The following is a 16,190-nucleotide window of genomic DNA, read 5'->3' on the forward strand; positions in this document are numbered from 1 at the left end:
GCGAAACGGCCACCCGGAGATCCGGGTGGCCGTTTCCGTGCGCTGTGGTGGGTCAGTCGTCCAGCCAGTCGAGGCGTCGGCCGCCCCGGTCGGTCGGCGGCGGGGTCTCCGGTCGGGACCGACCGGCGGCCGGTTGGCCGTAGCCGCCCTGCTCGTAGCCTCCTCGGTCGTCGTAGCCGCCGCGTTGCTGCTGCGGAGGCTCCTGACCGTAGGTGCCGCCCTGCTCGTACCCGCCGGCCGGTTGGCCGTAGCCGCCCTGCTCGTAGCCTCCTCGGTCGTCGTAGCCGCCGCGTTGCTGCTGCGGAGGCTCCTGACCGTAGGCGCCACCCTGGTCGTACCCGCCGGCTGGTTGGCCGTAGCCACCCTGCTCGTAGCCGCCGGCCTGCTGGCCGCCATACCCGGCGGTCGGCTCGGCGGCCCGGCCGCCGTACGGAGCCGGGTCGGGCTGGCCGTACCCCTGCCCCTGCTCCGGCTGGTAGACGCCTGTGGCGTACGGGTCGGCCGGTGCCGGGTACTGGGTGTCGCCGGTGTACCGGCCGGTCGGCTCGTCGTACCGCTCGCCGTAGGCCGCTCCACCAGCGGGAGCCGGCGGGTAGGCGGCGGTTCCCCCGGCCGGGGCGGCGTAGTCGCGGCTGCCGTACCCACCGCCGGAGGCGGGGGCGTTGCCGTAGCCGCCACCGGACGCTGGCGCGTTGCCGTAGCCGCCACCGGAGGCCGGTGCGCCGCCGTAACCTGCGCCGGAACCGGGTGCCGCACCGTAGCCGTCACCGGCGCCGTAGCCGCCCTCGGCACCTGCCGGAGCGCCGTAGCCGCCGCCGGAGGCGGGAGCGTTGCCGTAGCCGCCACCCGACGCGGGGGCGTTGCCGTAGCCGCCGGCCCCGTAGCCGCCGGGTGCTGGCTCGTCGCCGTAGCCGGCGCCGCCCCAACCCTGCTGCCCCGCACCGCCGTAGGCCTGCGCCGGCGCGCCGTACGGGTCCGGTGGGACGTCATCGACGACCGGGCGGTGCATCATCGTCGGCGCCTCGCTCAGCGCCGCACCGCCGACCATTGTTGGGTCCGCTCCGCCACCGGGCCGACCGCCGACCATCCGGGTCGGGTCGTCGGGGCCGCGGAAACCGCCCCGTGCCGGCGGCACCACACCGCCGCCACCAGCCGCAGCCGGGGCGTCGTCGTCGCCGCCGTTGTCCTTGCGCTTCATCCAGAGCAGGACGATCGTGCCCACACCGGCGGCCACCAGCAGACCACCGAGCAGAATGATCAGGTACGAGCCCGCGCCGCCGCCGCCGTCCTCGTTGTTCGAGGCGTTCGCCGGAGGGCCGGCGCTGGCGTCGTCGGCGCCTTCGTCCTCCCCAGCCTCGTCGGCCGGCTCCTCGCTGGGAACCGCCTCGGCGGTGGCGGACGGCGTGGCGCTGGGCGTCACCTCGACCTTGATCGCGAGGCTGATCCGTTGCCCGGTGATGGACTGCCCGGCAGCGGCGTTCAGAGTCTTCCGGGCCTGCACGTTGTCGAAGGTGGCGCCCAGGTCGATGCGACCCGGTGCGATCGGGTTGCTCGTGCTGCCGGTGAAGCGGAAGTTGCCGCTGCCGTCGCTCGTGGTGTCGAAGCGCTTGCCGGTGCTGTCCAGCAGCATGACCACCGCGTTCGGCACCGCCTTGCTGTCGGCCTGTACGACCACCTTGCCGGAGATCGACTGTACGGTCTGCGCCTGCGGGGGCGGCGCGGCGGCCTTGCCCTTGACGGTCAGCGCGATGGTGGCGGTGTCCGGGCCGGAATCGGCCTCAACGGCGACCGTGATCGTTGCTGTCGCGTCGCCAGCGTTCTCGTTGGCCGCGATCCTGACCAGCACCGACTTTGCCGGGTTGCCCAGGCCGCCGGAGAAGTCGAAATCGCCACAACCGCCGGCGCAGCTGACACCAGACGGCAGGCCAGAGAGACTGATCGTTCCTTTTTTGTCGTCGTTGCCGCCGTTAACGCGCACGGTGACCGTGGCATCGCTGCCGGCGTTGACGGTGATCGAGTCGGGGGAGACCTCGACATCTGCGGCCATTGCCGGTGTGGCGGGGACGGCGAGCAGAGCGCCGGCAACCAGCGCTACGACCACACCGGCCCGCTGCTTCCAGGCACGTCGGTGTGTTGACACGTCCACCGCCTTCCGGGCTGACTTCCCTCCGACCGGCGGGGCGCCGGGCCGGGGATCATCACGGTTCGAATACGCCGTCGGCAACTATGCCTTGTCCAACTGGATCGGCGCGACCCAGGGCCAACGTCGGGTGTTCGGCCTGCGGGTCGTATCGTCCCTTCGTGTCCTCTCCGCACAGTAAGTCCGCTGCCGTCGCGGCGGCGTTGTCGGCGCTCGACGAGGGGCGTACACCCGAACGGCCGGTGTTCCGAGAGGCGGTCCGGTCGCTGTTGGCCGTCCTCGCGGAGCGCGCCCCCGGCCGATCGGTGGAGGTGCGCGTCCCACCATACGGTGCGATCCAGTGCGTACCCGGCCCTCGACACACCAGGGGAAACCCGTCAAACGTGGTCGAGATGGCCGCGGACACGTGGTTGGAGCTGGCTACCGGGAGGATCGGGTGGGCGGAGGCGGTCACCGAGGGCCGCGTCCAGATGAGCGGGGTCCGGGCGGACCTCTCTGCCTATCTGCCCCTCTGATCGTCCGATGTCCCACTCATCGTGACGCTCAGCATGGGAAACGTGACTATCTGTGTCGATGGCGATTCGCGTACACTGTCAGGCGATGAGAGTGGTCCCGGCAGACGAGTGTGGATCCGTCCGTGATCCCGCCCGGCCGGTCCAGACCAGCATGAGGGAGCGGTAGGTGCCCCGAGGCGACGGCCGGCTGAGCCACGACCTTGACCCACAACGACCTGGCCCCCAAGACGCCTGTGGTGTCTTCGGCGTCTGGGCGCCCGGCGAAGAGGTCGCCAATCTGACCTACTTCGGCCTCTACGCCCTGCAGCACCGCGGCCAGGAGGCGGCGGGCATCGCGGTCAGCGATGGCTCCGGCGTGGTGGTCTACAAGGACCTCGGCCTGGTGGCCCAGGTCTTCGACGAGCCCACCCTGGCGAGCCTGCGCGGCCACCTGGCCATCGGGCACGCCCGTTACTCCACGACCGGCGCGTCCAACTGGGAGAACGCCCAGCCGACGATCCGGTCCACCACCTCCGGCACGACCATCGCGCTGGCGCACAACGGCAACCTGGTGAACACCGCCGAGCTGGAGAAGGAGGTCGCCGAGCGCGGCCTCATCGCGGACGGTTCGACGAACGACACCTCCCTGGTGACGATGCTGCTCGCCGGCCGACCGGATCTGTCGGTCGAGGCGGCCGCACTGGAGGTGCTGCCGCAGCTGCGCGGCGCGTTCAGTTTCGTCTTCATGGACGAGTCGACCCTCTACGCGGCCCGCGATCCGCACGGCGTCCGCCCGCTGGTGCTCGGCCGTCTGGAGCGCGGGTGGGTGGTGGCCAGCGAGACGGCCGCCCTGGACATCGTCGGCGCGAGTGTGGTCCGCGAGGTCGAGCCGGGCGAGCTGATCGCGATCGACGAGAACGGGCTGCGCTCCACCCGGTTCGCCGCGCCCGAGCCGAAGGGCTGCCTCTTCGAGTACGTCTACATCGCCCGCCCGGACGCCACGATCGCCGGGCGCAACGTCCACGCGGCGCGGGTGCAGATCGGTCGGCAGTTGGCCAAGGAGCACCCGGTCGAGGCCGACCTGGTGATCCCGGTGCCGGAGTCCGGCACCCCGGCCGCGATCGGCTACGCGGAGGCGTCCGGCATCACCTACGGCGCCGGCCTCATGAAGAACCCGTACGTGGGTCGCACCTTCATCCAGCCGTCGCAGACCCTGCGTCAGCTCGGCATCCGCCTCAAGCTCAACCCGCTGCGGGAGAACGTCCGGGGCAAGCGGCTGGTGGTCGTGGACGACTCGATCGTCCGGGGCAACACCCAGCGCGCCATCGTCCGGATGCTGCGTGAGGCGGGGGCGCTGGAGGTGCACGTCCGGATCTCCTCCCCGCCCGTGAGCTGGCCGTGTTTCTACGGCATCGACTTCGCCACCCGGGCGGAGCTGCTGGCCAACGGGTTGGACAACGACGGCATCCGGCGCTCGATCGGCGCCGACACGCTGGGTTACGTTTCCCTTCCTGGCCTGATCGCCGCAACCGAGCAGCCGAAGACCCGGCTGTGTCGGGCATGTTTCGATGGGGAGTACCCGATCGAGTTGCCGGCCGGCAACCTGATCGGCAAGCACGTGCTCGAGGGGGTGGGGCGACGGGTCGCGAACTCGACGTCGGAAGCCCCGCACACCAACGGCTCGTCCGTCGCCACTCCGGGTGGCGTTACCGCAAACCGCCCGTAGCACCAACCGGCGCGGCCCGGCCACCGTCGGCGCGGCACCGAGAACCAAAGGGGAGAACCGTGACGCACGTGTCCGAGCGCAGCGGCGCAGGAAGCAGCCCGACCGGCGCCGGCGGCGACCGACAGCCCTGGACGGCCGGCACCAGCCGGCAGGCCCGCAAACGCTCGGTCTCGTACGCCGACGCCGGAGTCTCCATCGACGCGGGCGACCGCGCGGTGGAGCTGCTCAAGTCGAAGGTGCGTCAGACCCGCCGCCCTGAGGTGCTGGGTGACCTCGGTGGGTTCGCCGGTCTGTTCCGGCTGGACACGAAGAAGTACAAGAGCCCGATCCTGGCGTCCTCCACCGACGGCGTGGGCACCAAGCTGGTGATCGCCCAGCAGATGGACATCCACGACACCGTCGGCATCGACCTGGTCGCGATGGTCGTGGACGACCTGGTGGCCTGTGGCGCCGAGCCGCTGTTCCTGCTCGACTACATCGCCACCGGCGAGGTCGTGCCGGACAAGGTCGCCGAGATCGGCGCGGGCATCGCCGACGGCTGCCGCTACGCCGGCTGCGCGCTGCTGGGCGGGGAGACCGCCGAGCACCCCGGTGTGCTCCGCCCGGACGAGTACGACATCTCCGCGACCGGTGTCGGCGTGGTCGAGGAAGCCGACATCCTCAGCCCGGAGCGGGTCGAGGTGGGCGACGTGGTGATCGCCATGCGCTCGTCCGGCCTGCACTCCAACGGCTACTCGCTGGTCCGGCACGTGCTGCTCGGCGCGGCCCGGATGCGACTGGACATCGTGATCGACGACTTCGGTCGGCAGCGGACCCTGGGTGAGGAGCTGCTCACCCCGACGAAGATCTACGCCAAGGACTGCCTCAAGCTGATCGCCGAGGCGGAGGTGCGGGCGTTGTCCCACATCACCGGCGGCGGCATCCCCGGCAACCTGGTCCGGGTGCTGCCGGAGCACGTCGACGCGGTGGTCAACCGGTCCACCTGGAAGCCGCAGCCGATCTTCGACCTGATCCAGTCCAAGGGTCGCATCGACGACCAGGACATGGAGTCGACGTTCAACATGGGCGTCGGCATGTTCGCGATCGTGTCGGCGGAGGACGCTGACCGCGCGCTGGCCACCCTGACCGGCCGTGGAGTCGAGGCGTGGCAGGCCGGCGAGATCATCGAGGGCACCGGCAACGTGCAGATGGTCGGTCAGCACACCCGAGGTTGATCACATGCTGGTGATCGTACGGGCACCTGATCAGGGCTTCACCCGAGTGGCCAATGCCGCCTAGCCTGAAGGGCTCAGGCTAGGCGGAGGAGGGTGATGGCTGCTCGGGGACAGGCGTTCAGCGGGATGCGCGGTCTGGCGGCCGTCCCGTCGTACGTCGTCATGCAGCCGACCACCCTGTGCAACCTCGACTGCACGTACTGCTACCTGCCGTTTCGTTCCGCCGACCGACGGATGCCGGTGGCGGTGGCCGAGGCGGTCGCGGCGGCGGTCAACCCCTGGGCGACGACGGGCCGGTTCTCGGTGGTGTGGCACGGCGGTGAGCCGCTGGCGGCCGGCCGGGAGCACCTGGCCGACCTGATGGCTCCGTTCGGGCCCGAGGTCGAGCATCACGTGCAGACAAACGCCACCCTGATCGACGACGACTGGTGTGACTTCTTCACCCGGCACGAGATGCGGGTGAGCGTGAGCGTCGACGGTCCCCGGGCACGCAACGGTGACCGGGTCAACCGGGGTGGCCAGCCGGCGTACGACCGGATCGTGCGGGGCATCGCCACACTGCGTCGGCACGGCCTGCCGTTTTCCGCGCTGGCCGTGGTGTCCCGTCCGGAGCCGGGGCTCGCCACCGAGTTGTACGACTACTTCCTCGATCTGGGTTGCGACGTGTTGGGCGTCAACATCGAGGAGACCGAAGGGGTCAACACCCGCGACAACAGCCACGACCCGGCGGCGGTGACCGGCTTCTGGGCCGAGTTGGTCGCGGCCTGGCGTCGGGAGCCCCGGATCCACCTGCGCGAGATCGAGTGGTCGCTGCGCTATGCCGCGGCCGTGCTCGACAACGCGGCGGACGGGGTGCTGCCCCGCCAACTGGACCCGATCCCGACGATCGGTCACGACGGCTCGGTGATCGTGCTGTCCCCGGAGTTGGCCGGCTTCAGCGACCCTCGCTACGGCGACTTCAGCAGTGGCAACGTGCTGCGGACCCCGCTGGCGGAGATCCTCGCCGGTGCGGCGGCGACGCCGTGGGTCGGCGAGTTCCTGGCTGGGGTGGAGGCGTGCCGGGTCTCCTGCCCGTACTTCGGCTTCTGCGGGGGCGGCCATGCCGCCAACCGTTACTTCGAGCTGGGGCGTTTTGACGGTACCGAGACCGAGCACTGCCGCAACAGCAAGATCCGCCTATTGGAGGGAGTGTTGGAGCATGCCCGAGACCACCAGTCACCGGCGCCCTGAGCGCGAAGCGGACGACGGCGTCACCGAACGGGTGCGGGAGGCGGGTCCCGCGCTCATCGCGCTGCTACAGGAGGCCGAGGACGCGCGGAGGCTCCGCTCCGAGGTTTCGGGAAGCGACGGCGCCAGCGCGGTCTGCGCCTGGAACCACTTCGAGAACATCCCGACGTTCTACAACTGGAACAACCGCCCACGCTGAGGTGAGCCACGATCGGGGGCCTGTCGAGCGACCGGAATAGCTCCGGTCGGGTCAGGCCCCTGATCGTCGGCTACTGCACCTGCACGGAACGTGCGTGAGCACGCGGCCTTACCGCGTGCTCAGTTGCGTCGAGAGGTCAGCGGGTCGGACGGACCCAGGGATCCGGGTCGTCGTCCGCGTGATCCTCATCATCGTCGTCGACGAACTCTTTAGAGTCGTCGTCGAAGTGGTGCTCAGACTTACCAGCACCCGCCAGTTCGCGCTGCAAGGCGGTGAGGTCGGTGTTCGGGGAGTGGTACTTCAACTCCCGGGCCACCTTCGTCTGCTTGGCCTTAGCACGGCCGCGCCCCATGGCTCGACCCCCTCGCACAGAATGCGGGGCAGCCCGAAGGCGGGCCCCGATGACGTCAGGCATCTCTCGTGGCTCTTACGGTACATGGGGATGCCAACGTTCGGCACCTCGGGTTACCGTCAGCCGGCTCTGCGCGTCGCGTCGATCCGGCCGTCACCCAGTGTACCGGGTAAGGAGCGGAACGGTTAGCACCCGTGACACCGGACAAACCGCATCAAAGTTGACCCGACTTCAGCCTACCCAGGGCGAGCCGGCCAGGGGGGCCCGGAGGCGGATCCCGTCGATCCGCCTCCGGGAGGAACGCTCAGCGCAGGTGGATTCCGCGCAGCCGGCCGATGTCCGCCATCCGCCGCTCCGCCAGCCGGTCCGCGGCCACCGCCGGCGGCACGCCCTCGGCGTCGGCCAGGCGCAGGATCTCGCGGGTGGTGTCGTAGATCCCGGTCGCCCGCAGCTTCGCCCGCTCGAAGTTGAAGCCCTCGATCTCGTCGGCCACCTGGATGACGCCGCCCGCGTTGACGACGTAGTCCGGGGCGTAGAGGATGCCCCGGTCGGCCAGCAGCTTCTCGATGCCCGGGTGGGCGAGCTGGTTGTTCGCCGCACCGGCCACCACCTTGGCGCGCAGCGCCGGCACTGTGTCGTCGTTCAGGGCGCCACCCAGCGCGCAGGGCGCGTACACGTCGATGTCCGCGGCGGCCAGCGCGCTGACGTCGTCCAGCAGGGTGACCTGCGGGTGGTTGGTGCGTACCCAGGCCAGGGCCTTCGGGTTGACGTCGGTGGCGACCACCTCGGCGCCGTCTTCGAGCAGGTGCCCGGTGAGGTATTTGCCGACCTTGCCCAACCCGGCCACGCCGATCCTCCGGCCCCGCAGGCTCGGAGTGCCCCAGACGTGCTCGGCGGCCGCCCGCATGCCCTGGAAGACGCCCCAGGCGGTGAGGATCGACGAGTCGCCGGCGCCGCCGTGCTCCACGCTGCGTCCGGTCACGTAGCGGGTCTCGCGGGCCACGACGTCCATGTCCGCCACGTACGTGCCGACGTCGCAGGCGGTGTAGTAGCGGCCGCCCAGCGACTCCACGAAGCGACCGTACGCGCGCAGCAGCGCCTCGCTCTTGATCTGCTCCGGGTCGCCCCAGATGACGGCCTTGCCACCGCCCAGGTCCAGCCCGGCCAGCGCGTTCTTGTACGCCATCCCGCGCGACAGGTCGAGCACGTCGGCGAGGGCGTCCTCCTCGCTGGCGTACGGGTAGAAGCGGGTGCCGCCGAGCGCCGGACCCAGCGCGGTGGAGTAGATCCCGATGATCGCCTTCAGGCCACTCTGCTTGTCCTGGCAGAACACGACCTGTTCGTGACCTGTCGATACCGGGTCGTCGGTGCTCGCGAATACACCCATTGTTGGCTCCTGGAGTGGTGTGCGCCCTTGTGGGACGCGGACCTGGTGGACGCCGGCGGGGATGCTGCCGGTGTGATCGAGCCTAGTATCGGCCGCCGTGCGAGCGCTCGACACGCCGCCGCCGTCCCACGTTGCGGCGCGCGTGGTCCGGCCGCTGACCGCGTACGGGTGCGGTTCGTGGGAGGATCGCGCGGTGCCGTCGCTCTTCGCTTCTTACCTGCGCGTGTACGAACCGTTGACCGCCTTCGACCGAGACCGGCAGAGCTACTGGCGCCGCTACGTCTCGGAGGGGAGGGCGGTGGCCCCGGCCGAGGGTCCGGGCCGGCAACGGACGGCGGTGATCGAGGCGCTGGGCGCTGGCTGGACCCGGTTGCCGGACCTGCCGGAGGAGGCGTACGTCCTGGAGACGGACGACAGCCTGCTGGTCTGCCCGTGGAACCTGCGGATCCGGGTCGCTGAGGCCGCGCTCAGCGCCCGGGACGGGGTGCCCTCGGTACTCGCCGACGCCTTCGTGCCGCCGGTGCTGGCCGGGCAGGCCCGGGCGGTGGTCGACGACTGGCGCAGCGGGGCCCGGGTGCTGGAGCACGGCGTGCCCCGGGTGCACGAGCAGATCGCCACGTGGGGCGTGCCGCTGCGCTGGTTCGTGCTCTTCGAGCCGGCCGAGCGGGACCTGGTGACCCAGTCGGGCCGACGGGCGCTGCGCTACCGCACGGAGATCTCCAAGGCTCGTCGGCGGTCGTCACGGGCGCTGTCCGTGCTGCGCAAGTCGGTGGGCGAGGCGCCGATCACCGAGGCGGTGGAGGAGGCGGCTCGCTGGCTGGAGGAGTTCCATCCCCGGTCGGTCGTCGAATTGGACTACGGCGGCCTTGTCGACCTGCTCTCCGACGAGACTCTCGCGGCGGACGACTCGCCCGAGTTGGTCGCCGAGGGCCTGGCGGGGCTGTCGCGGGGCGAGGCCGAGGAGGCGTCCGCCGCGTACGACAAGTTGGTGGCCCGGTGGCGCGCGGTGCAGCTGTTGGAGCGGTGCAATTAGGGCAAATGCCCGTAGGAGCGCTCCCAAGGTGAGTTGCGCTCGTAGTTGACGCATCACGAACCGTGATCATGAGTCCGAATAAGGTAGATTCTGCCGTGTAAAAGTCGTAAAAATCGGGCATGGTTCATCCGTCCGTCTAGGGACCTTCATCCGTTCGGCCCATGTCGGACATCGGGGACTAGCCGGACCATGGGAGACGCGTCGGCCGGCGGGACCCCGGCCGATGTCTATACATGTGGAGGAGTGACCGATGGCATCGCGAACGCACGAACCAGAGCCGCTACTCACGCCGGCCGAGGTGGCGTCGATGTTCCGTGTCGACCCGAAGACGGTGACCCGGTGGGCCAAGGCGGGCAAGCTCAGCGCCATCCGCACCCTGGGTGGCCACCGTCGATACCGCGAGTCGGAGGTCAGGGCGCTGCTGCAGGGTCAGATCCCGCAGCAGCGGCAGGGCGACTGAGCGGCACCAGTTTTTCCGGTCAGGGGCGGTGGATCTCGATCCGCCGCCCCTTTCCATGGCCGGGGCGAGGCCCGACCGACCTCAGGGCCGGCCCTCGGTAAGCGTCACGCTCAGCGCCGGCCCTCGGCCAGCGTCACGCGGATGCCCACCGTGCCGCCCTCGCCGCGGCGTAACCGGCTGCCCAGCAGGCTCAGCCGGCCGATCAGCCGGTACTTGTGCTTGAGCAGATCACGAACCCGCCTGGTGTCACCGCCGCCACAGATCGTGGCGTGCGCCGGCACCTCCGCCCCGTGCGGACGCCCCCGCACGTCGCAGGGCGCCACCGTCACCTGGCCGTTGTTGCGGATCCGTTTGACCTTGCCCGAGTCGGCTCCGGTCCAGACCGCCAGCGCCTCACCGTCGCGGACCGCCCAGACCGGGGTCGGCACCGCCCGACCGTCCTTGCGGAAGGTCGTGAGCAGGATGTACTTCTCGGCCGACAGCCGGTCCAGCGTGGTCACGCCGCCAGGATACGACCGCTACCGGCCGCTGAGTGGACAGATAGCGTGAACCCCGTGACAGGCGATCCTCAAATCGGTGACGTGATCGGCGAACTGCTGCGGGACACGCTCGCCGTGGCCACCGGGGTGGGCCCCCGACCGCTGGTCGGTGGCCGACTACCCCGGCCGGTCATCGAGATCATCGAGCGGGACGACGGTCTGATCAACGGCGCTCCGGCCGCGCACTACCTGGACGGGCCGCAGGAGTGGCAGCCGTACGACCACCGGGCCGTGGACCGGGTACGCGGCGAGACGCTCGACATCGGCACCGGCGCCGGCCGGATCGCGCTGCTGCTCCAGGAGCGCGGCGTACCGGTCACCGGGCTGGATACCTCCGCGGGCGCGCTCGCGGTCAGCCGGCGTCGTGGCGTCCGGCGGCTGGTGCACGGCACCGTCGACACGCACGTCGCCGACGGTCAGCGGTACGACACGTTCCTGCTGCTCGGCAACAACCTCGGGCTGTTCGAGGGTCGGCAGCGTGCCCCCGGGTTCCTGGCCGCGCTCGCCGCGCTGGCCCGACCGGGAGCGCAGATCATCGCGCACGGCACCGACCCGTACGGCACCCGCGACCCGCTGCACACCAGTTACCACGAGCGCAACCGCCGTCGGGGCCGGCTCGGCGGCCAACTCCGGCTCCGGCTGCGCTACCGCGAGCTGAGCACCGAGTGGTTCGACTACCTGGTCTGCTCGGCCGACGAGTTCGCCTCGCTGGTGCACGGCACCGGCTGGCGGCTGACCGATGTGGACGACCGGGACGCCCCCTACTACCTGGCCACCCTGCGCCTCGCCGAGTGAGCGACGGCCCCCGCGCCAGCCAGCGCGGGGGCCGTCGTACCGCTCAGACCTGGACGGTCGGCGGGAGCTGCTCGGGCGGGAGGCCGCCATCGCCGTCGACCACCTCGTCCGGTTGGCCGTCCTCGTCGATGTCGACCATGGTGATGTCCACCTTGCCGTCACCGTCGGTGTCGAACTGGAACAGGTCGGCCTTGCCGTCGCCGTCGGTGTCCACCACCCACACATCGGTCTTGCCGTCGTTGTTGGTGTCCGCGCGCAGCAGCTCGACCCGCTCGTCGCCCCGGGTCTCCACGATCTCCCCGTCGGTGACGCTCTCCGGTGCCTGGCTCATGTCGACTGGTTCCTTCCCTCGATTGACGGGCCGTCATTACCCGATCCCGCGCTCCCCCAAGCATGGGCCGGATCGTCGAGCTGTCTAGGGTCGCAGCATGAGCGAGCGGAGCAGGCGAAACACCCGGCTCGGTGTGGCGGGGACCCCGCGCGCCGGCAGGCGGGACAGGGAGGCGTGATGAGCGGACGTTTCGTGGTCGTCGGCGCCGGCACGATGGGGCTCGGCATCGCGTACGTGGCGGCCGGGGCCGGGCACACCGTCGAACTGGTCGAGGTGGACCCGGAGCGGGGCAGGACCGCGCTGAACCGGCTCGCCGAGCTGTGGGAGCGGGCCGTGCAGCGCGGAAAGCTGAGCGCCGACGAGGCCGCCACGCACCGGCAGCGGGTCACGCTGCGACCGACGCTCGCCGAGGTCGCCCCCGCCCCCGAGGTGATCGTGGAGGCGGTGCCGGAGCGGCTCGACCTGAAGCGGGCGGTCCTGCGTGACGCCGCGGCGCTGCGCCCGGCGTTGCTGGCCAGCAACACCTCCAGCATCGCCATCGGTGAGCTGGCCGCCGGGCTGGACGCGCCCGAGCGTTTCCTCGGCCTGCACTTCTTCAACCCGGTCTGGGCGATGGCCCTCCTGGAGATCGTGGTCGGCCCGGCCACCGCCGAGGAGACCACCGCCGCGGCCGTCGCGCTCGCCGGCCGGTTGGGCAAGGACCCCGTCGTCGTACGCGACCTGCCCGGCTTCGCCACCTCCCGACTCGGGGTCACCCTCGGACTGGAGGCGATCCGGATGGTCGCCGACGGGGTGGCCAGCCCGGCCGACATCGACAAGGCGATGGTGCTCGGCTACCGGCACCCGATCGGGCCGTTGGAGCTCACCGACCTGGTCGGCCTCGACGTACGGCTGGACATCGCCCGTACCCTGCAGGCCGCGTACGGGGAGCGGTTCGCGCCGCCGCCGCTGCTCGTGGAGATGGTGGGCCAGGGGCGGCTGGGCAAGAAGTCGGGGCACGGCTTCTACAGGTGGAACGGCGGGGTCAAGCAGTGAGCGGGCTGCGGATCGAGGAGCGGCCGGACCGGCTGGTGGTGACCCTGGACCGGCCGGAGAAGCGCAATGCCATCGACGCTGACCTGATCGCCGAACTGCACCAGGTCTGCGCCGAGTTGGAGGCGCGCCCCCGGCTGCTGCTGCTCACCGGTGGCACGGCCGGCATCTTCGCCGGTGGCGCCGACATCGCCCAGCTCCGGGAGCGGGGCCGCGTGGACGCCCTGGCCGCGATCAATTCCGCGGCGTTCGCTCGGATCCGGGCGTTGCCGATGCCCACTGTGGCGGCCGTCGACGGGCCGGCGCTGGGCGGTGGCGCGGAACTGGCGTACGCCTGCGATCTGCGGGTGTGCACGGCGCGGGCCGTCTTCGGCCAGCCGGAGGTGCGGTTGGGGATCCTGGCCGGCGCGGGCGCGACCCACCGGCTACCCGCGTTGATCGGTGAGGGGCGGGCCAAGGAGTTGCTCTTCACCGGTCGACGGGTGGACGCCGCGGAGGCGCTGCGCATCGGTCTGGTGAACCGGGTGGTGGACGAGCCCGACGAGTTGCTCACTGTGGCGCACGGGGTGCTTGACGAGATCGCCCTGGGCTCCCCGCTGGCGGTGCGGCTGACCAAGCTGGCGGTGGACGCGCCCGCTGCCGCGCACCCACACCTCGACCTGGTCAGCCAGGCGGTGCTCTTCGAGGACGAGGAGAAGCACCGGCGGATGACCGAGTTCCTGGATCGCCGTCGGACCCGTTGATCGCTGAACGGGGAACGGCCGCACCGGCGGTTGCCGGTGCGGCCGTTTCGGGGCTGCGGTGGTGCTCAGTGCCGGATCTGCACCCCGCTGTCGGCCAGCGAACGGATCACCGAGGCCGACTCACCGAACCCGATGATCAGTACGGCGTCCGCGCCGAAGTCCTTGATCTCCTTGGCGCCACCGGAGAAGTCCACCGGGGGAGCCTTGGCGTCGGCGGGCGGCTCGTAGGTGAGCAGCTTGAGGCGGTCGCCCGCGATGCCGGCCTTCTCCAGCTCGTCACGGACGGTGCCCTGGAGGCCCTCACCGTAGGAGTCCTTGCGGGCGACGATGACGATCTTCTGCGATCCGTCGCGGAGGATGACATCGGCCAGTGCCCGGCCCTGGAGGCTGTCCGGCGGCGCGGTGCGGAAGTAGAGGCCCCGGTCCTCGACGTCGGTCAGGCCGCTGTCGGTGTTGGACGGGGAGAAGAGGATCTTGCCGGCCTGCACCACGTCCGGCAGCACCTCCCGGGAGATACCCGAGCCGCCAGCGCCGATGATCACGCTGACGCCGTCCGTCACGTGCCTGGCCACCGTTGCCTTGGCCACCACCGGGCTCGTGCCGTCGTCGCCATCCAGCCAGGTCACCGGCTTGCCCAGCGCGCCGCCGGCGGCGTTGACCTCCCGGATCGCCAACACGGCGCCGGCCGCCATCGGCGGGTAGGCGATCGCCAGGTCACCGGTCTTCGGCAGCAGGCCGCCCAGGATCAGCGGCTTCTGGTCGGGGTCCACGGTCGGCCGCTGCTTCTTCGGCTTCGGCGGCGTCTTGGTGCTCGCCGCCGACTCGATGCCCGCGCCGACGAACTCGGTCTTGCCGTCGTTGATCTGCTGCCCGTCGAAGGTCAGCGTGGCGTAGCTCGCGGTGGCCGGCTCACCCTTGTCGGTGAACCCCGCCCGGGTCAGCGAAACGCTGCGGTACTCGATGTCCTGCCCGGCACGGGCCAGTGTGAGACAGGTGGCCGGGTCCTCGCAGCGCTGCCCGTCGTTTGTCACACCGACGATCTGCTTGGCGATGGCAGCCGGGTCGGTGCTGCCGGCCAATTGGGCGGCGAGCACAGCGATCACCACCGCGTCGTACGTCTCGGCGGAGTACAGGTAGTCCGTCAGTGCCGGATTGACGGCCCGTAACCGGCTCTTGAAGTCGTCGGGCAACGGGGTGAGCGGCGTGGTGCCCTTCATCCCGTCGACGAGACTTGCCCGCTCCTTCAGCTCCGCGGGATAGGAGTTGAGCATGTTGCCGTCCGTGCCATAGAGGCGCACCTGTTGGGCGCTTGACTCCTTGGCCTTGTCATCCCCGCAGGCGCTTGTGGCGAGCAGGATCGTCGCGCAGGCAGCCAGTGTGGCTACCCGCGAGCGGCGTGATACGAACATGGTCGTCCTTCCTCCGGCGAAGGTCCGCTGCGCACATTAGCGTGCCGACGCCATCGACGGGACCGTGGAGGTGGCGTAAAGCGCAGGTAGCTCGCGTTGAACACGGACAGTGACGGTCGCTTGGTCACTTGACCGCCCGTCCTACTGTGCGCTGCGTGACGGACCTACCACAGCAGACGTTCGACGACGCGGCCGCCGTGCTCCGCTCGGCGCTCACCGGAGATGGGGACGCGGTGGTGGGTGCCTTCGACGCGGTCGTCGACCGGGCTGGCCTCGACGGCGCGTACGGGGTCGCCTGGTGCCTGGCCGCGACGATGGTCGGCGACACGCCAGCGGCCAGCGGGGCGGCTCTCGACTTTCCGGGCATCGACCAGGCCGATTACGACACCCGCTGGGTGGCCCGCTTCGTCAGCGCGTACGCCAATCGGGACGAACCGACCGGAGCGGCGCTGTTCGGCGCCGCGGCGGCCGACGGGCTGCTCCCGGACTGCCTGCTCACCCTCGCCGGGTCGACGATCGCCACCCTGCGCAGCCGCGCCGAGTGACGCCCGTGCGGTCGCGGCGTCCGGCGGGACGGGCGCCGCGACCGCACGGGTCCCTCAGAACGCGTGGTACGCGATCAGGGGCTCGTACTCGTACCGCAGGTTCTCGAAGCGGACCTGGAAGTTCACCCCGTCCCGGACGTTTGTCGCCACCGTGATCCAACCCGAGTTGGCCGGGAGGTAGGTCCAGTAGTTACAGGCGCTCGTCTTGTCGACGAAGATCACGCACGCCTCCGTGGCGTACACGCTCGCGTTGCGGACGTTGATGTCGCGACAGCGGGTCGTGGTGCGGAACTGCCCGGCCTGGCCGCCGTAGCGGCCGGTCTCGAAGTACGACCGGACCGCGCCGCCGTAGCAGGTGGCGAGTGGGGCGAAGATGTTCGGCCCCGCGCTGACCGGCGTGACCGGTCCGGTCGGTTCGGCCTGTGCGGGCGCACCGGCGGAGAGCAGTGCGGTGGCCGTGGCGACGGCGAGGAGCCGAGCGGTTGGGGATGACATGCATTCCTCCGGAAGCGGTTGATTGACCGTCCGTATTGGACTGATCATCGATCGTGACGATGATAACGA

Annotated in this window: 18 protein-coding genes; 11 read left to right on the top strand and 7 right to left on the bottom strand. The window is 70.7% G+C overall.

The window, feature by feature from the left end:
• Positions 1–52: 52 nt before the first annotated feature.
• Positions 53–2,140 carry a hypothetical protein gene (locus tag ACQPWW_RS00950; protein ID WP_433128183.1) on the bottom strand — a complete coding sequence of 696 codons (2,088 nt, stop codon included), beginning with the start codon at positions 2,138–2,140 and terminating at the stop codon, positions 53–55.
• 161 nt (positions 2,141–2,301) lie between these two features.
• Between ACQPWW_RS00950 and ACQPWW_RS00955 the strand changes: the two genes are divergently transcribed.
• The 5 genes from ACQPWW_RS00955 (at position 2,302) to amcA (ending at position 7,000) form a co-directional block, all read left to right on the top strand.
• Positions 2,302–2,655 (top strand): sterol carrier family protein, encoded by a 354-nt coding sequence (locus ACQPWW_RS00955; RefSeq protein WP_355029616.1) that lies wholly within the window; start codon positions 2,302–2,304, stop codon positions 2,653–2,655.
• A gap of 166 nt (positions 2,656–2,821) precedes the next feature.
• Positions 2,822–4,360 (top strand): amidophosphoribosyltransferase, encoded by a 1,539-nt coding sequence (gene purF, locus ACQPWW_RS00960; RefSeq protein ID WP_433128185.1) that lies wholly within the window; start codon positions 2,822–2,824, stop codon positions 4,358–4,360.
• 59 nt (positions 4,361–4,419) lie between these two features.
• Positions 4,420–5,574, top strand: a complete 1,155-nt coding sequence (purM, locus tag ACQPWW_RS00965) for a phosphoribosylformylglycinamidine cyclo-ligase (protein WP_357805659.1) — start codon at positions 4,420–4,422, stop codon at positions 5,572–5,574.
• Between the two features lie 126 nt (positions 5,575–5,700).
• On the top strand, positions 5,701–6,804 hold the full coding sequence (amcB, locus tag ACQPWW_RS00970) for a cyclophane-forming radical SAM peptide maturase AmcB (protein ID WP_433134052.1): 1,104 nt from the start codon (positions 5,701–5,703) through the stop codon (positions 6,802–6,804).
• Entirely contained in the window at positions 6,773–7,000 is a 228-nt protein-coding gene (gene amcA / locus ACQPWW_RS00975; protein WP_355029613.1) for a multiple cyclophane-containing RiPP AmcA, read from the top strand. The genes amcB and amcA overlap by 32 nt, the downstream gene beginning before the upstream one ends.
• A 136-nt stretch (positions 7,001–7,136) precedes the next feature.
• On the opposite strand, the gene ACQPWW_RS00980 is transcribed toward amcA, so the two are convergent.
• Both ACQPWW_RS00980 and ACQPWW_RS00985 read right to left on the bottom strand, forming a co-directional pair.
• Positions 7,137–7,352, bottom strand: a complete 216-nt coding sequence (locus ACQPWW_RS00980; protein WP_030332207.1) for a DUF3073 domain-containing protein — start codon at positions 7,350–7,352, stop codon at positions 7,137–7,139.
• Between the two features lie 304 nt (positions 7,353–7,656).
• A complete protein-coding gene (locus ACQPWW_RS00985; RefSeq protein WP_433128188.1) occupies positions 7,657–8,739 on the bottom strand; it encodes a Glu/Leu/Phe/Val family dehydrogenase in 1,083 nt (360 codons plus the stop codon).
• A 193-nt stretch (positions 8,740–8,932) separates the two neighbouring features.
• Here ACQPWW_RS00985 and ACQPWW_RS00990 point away from each other — a divergent pair, with 193 nt between their 5' ends.
• Positions 8,933–9,772, top strand: a complete 840-nt coding sequence (locus ACQPWW_RS00990; RefSeq protein ID WP_433134055.1) for a hypothetical protein — start codon at positions 8,933–8,935, stop codon at positions 9,770–9,772.
• A 250-nt stretch (positions 9,773–10,022) separates the two neighbouring features.
• On the top strand, positions 10,023–10,232 hold the full coding sequence (locus ACQPWW_RS00995; protein ID WP_007073996.1) for a BldC family transcriptional regulator: 210 nt from the start codon (positions 10,023–10,025) through the stop codon (positions 10,230–10,232).
• 110 nt (positions 10,233–10,342) lie between these two features.
• Here the strand turns inward: ACQPWW_RS00995 and ACQPWW_RS01000 are convergent, their stop codons facing one another.
• Positions 10,343–10,732: a PPOX class F420-dependent oxidoreductase gene (locus ACQPWW_RS01000; protein WP_433128190.1), complete on the bottom strand. Its 390-nt coding sequence runs from the start codon at positions 10,730–10,732 to the stop codon at positions 10,343–10,345.
• A 54-nt stretch (positions 10,733–10,786) separates the two neighbouring features.
• Here ACQPWW_RS01000 and ACQPWW_RS01005 point away from each other — a divergent pair, with 54 nt between their 5' ends.
• Positions 10,787–11,566, top strand: coding sequence for a class I SAM-dependent methyltransferase (locus tag ACQPWW_RS01005; protein WP_433128192.1), 780 nt, complete (start codon positions 10,787–10,789; stop codon positions 11,564–11,566).
• Between the two features lie 43 nt (positions 11,567–11,609).
• Here the strand turns inward: ACQPWW_RS01005 and ACQPWW_RS01010 are convergent, their stop codons facing one another.
• The gene (locus ACQPWW_RS01010) at positions 11,610–11,897 is read right to left on the bottom strand and encodes a hypothetical protein (RefSeq protein ID WP_091396025.1); all 288 of its coding nucleotides are present in this window, start codon (positions 11,895–11,897) and stop codon (positions 11,610–11,612) included.
• Positions 11,898–12,074: 177 nt separating this feature from the next.
• Between ACQPWW_RS01010 and ACQPWW_RS01015 the strand changes: the two genes are divergently transcribed.
• Positions 12,075–12,932 (top strand): 3-hydroxyacyl-CoA dehydrogenase family protein, encoded by an 858-nt coding sequence (locus ACQPWW_RS01015; protein ID WP_433128194.1) that lies wholly within the window; start codon positions 12,075–12,077, stop codon positions 12,930–12,932.
• Positions 12,929–13,672, top strand: a complete 744-nt coding sequence (locus tag ACQPWW_RS01020) for an enoyl-CoA hydratase/isomerase family protein (protein WP_433128196.1) — start codon at positions 12,929–12,931, stop codon at positions 13,670–13,672. The genes ACQPWW_RS01015 and ACQPWW_RS01020 overlap by 4 nt, the downstream gene beginning before the upstream one ends.
• Positions 13,673–13,737: 65 nt before the next feature.
• Here the strand turns inward: ACQPWW_RS01020 and ACQPWW_RS01025 are convergent, their stop codons facing one another.
• Positions 13,738–15,081: an ABC transporter substrate-binding protein gene (locus tag ACQPWW_RS01025; RefSeq protein WP_433128198.1), complete on the bottom strand. Its 1,344-nt coding sequence runs from the start codon at positions 15,079–15,081 to the stop codon at positions 13,738–13,740.
• 155 nt (positions 15,082–15,236) lie between these two features.
• Here ACQPWW_RS01025 and ACQPWW_RS01030 point away from each other — a divergent pair, with 155 nt between their 5' ends.
• The gene (locus tag ACQPWW_RS01030) at positions 15,237–15,626 is read left to right on the top strand and encodes a hypothetical protein (RefSeq protein WP_433128200.1); all 390 of its coding nucleotides are present in this window, start codon (positions 15,237–15,239) and stop codon (positions 15,624–15,626) included.
• Between the two features lie 54 nt (positions 15,627–15,680).
• On the opposite strand, the gene ACQPWW_RS01035 is transcribed toward ACQPWW_RS01030, so the two are convergent.
• On the bottom strand, positions 15,681–16,121 hold the full coding sequence (locus ACQPWW_RS01035) for a hypothetical protein (RefSeq protein ID WP_433128202.1): 441 nt from the start codon (positions 16,119–16,121) through the stop codon (positions 15,681–15,683).
• Positions 16,122–16,190: the final 69 nt, after the last annotated feature.

Source organism: Micromonospora sp. CA-240977, from assembly GCF_050942285.1.
In the GTDB taxonomy this organism is placed as follows: domain Bacteria; phylum Actinomycetota; class Actinomycetes; order Mycobacteriales; family Micromonosporaceae; genus Micromonospora.

What these genes read in the sequence shown, in the direction of transcription:
- amcB (WP_433134052.1), top strand. Translation starts at nt 5,701, where the DNA reads ATGCGCGGTCTGGCGGCCGTCCCGTCGTACGTCGTCATGCAGCCGACC.
- amcA (WP_355029613.1), top strand. Translation starts at nt 6,773, where the DNA reads ATGCCCGAGACCACCAGTCACCGGCGCCCTGAGCGCGAAGCGGACGAC.
- ACQPWW_RS00980 (WP_030332207.1), bottom strand. Translation starts at nt 7,352, where the DNA reads ATGGGGCGCGGCCGTGCTAAGGCCAAGCAGACGAAGGTGGCCCGGGAG.
- ACQPWW_RS00985 (WP_433128188.1), bottom strand. Translation starts at nt 8,739, where the DNA reads ATGGGTGTATTCGCGAGCACCGACGACCCGGTATCGACAGGTCACGAA.
- ACQPWW_RS00995 (WP_007073996.1), top strand. Translation starts at nt 10,023, where the DNA reads ATGGCATCGCGAACGCACGAACCAGAGCCGCTACTCACGCCGGCCGAG.
- ACQPWW_RS01010 (WP_091396025.1), bottom strand. Translation starts at nt 11,897, where the DNA reads ATGAGCCAGGCACCGGAGAGCGTCACCGACGGGGAGATCGTGGAGACC.
- ACQPWW_RS01015 (WP_433128194.1), top strand. Translation starts at nt 12,075, where the DNA reads ATGAGCGGACGTTTCGTGGTCGTCGGCGCCGGCACGATGGGGCTCGGC.
- ACQPWW_RS01025 (WP_433128198.1), bottom strand. Translation starts at nt 15,081, where the DNA reads ATGTTCGTATCACGCCGCTCGCGGGTAGCCACACTGGCTGCCTGCGCG.
- ACQPWW_RS01035 (WP_433128202.1), bottom strand. Translation starts at nt 16,121, where the DNA reads ATGTCATCCCCAACCGCTCGGCTCCTCGCCGTCGCCACGGCCACCGCA.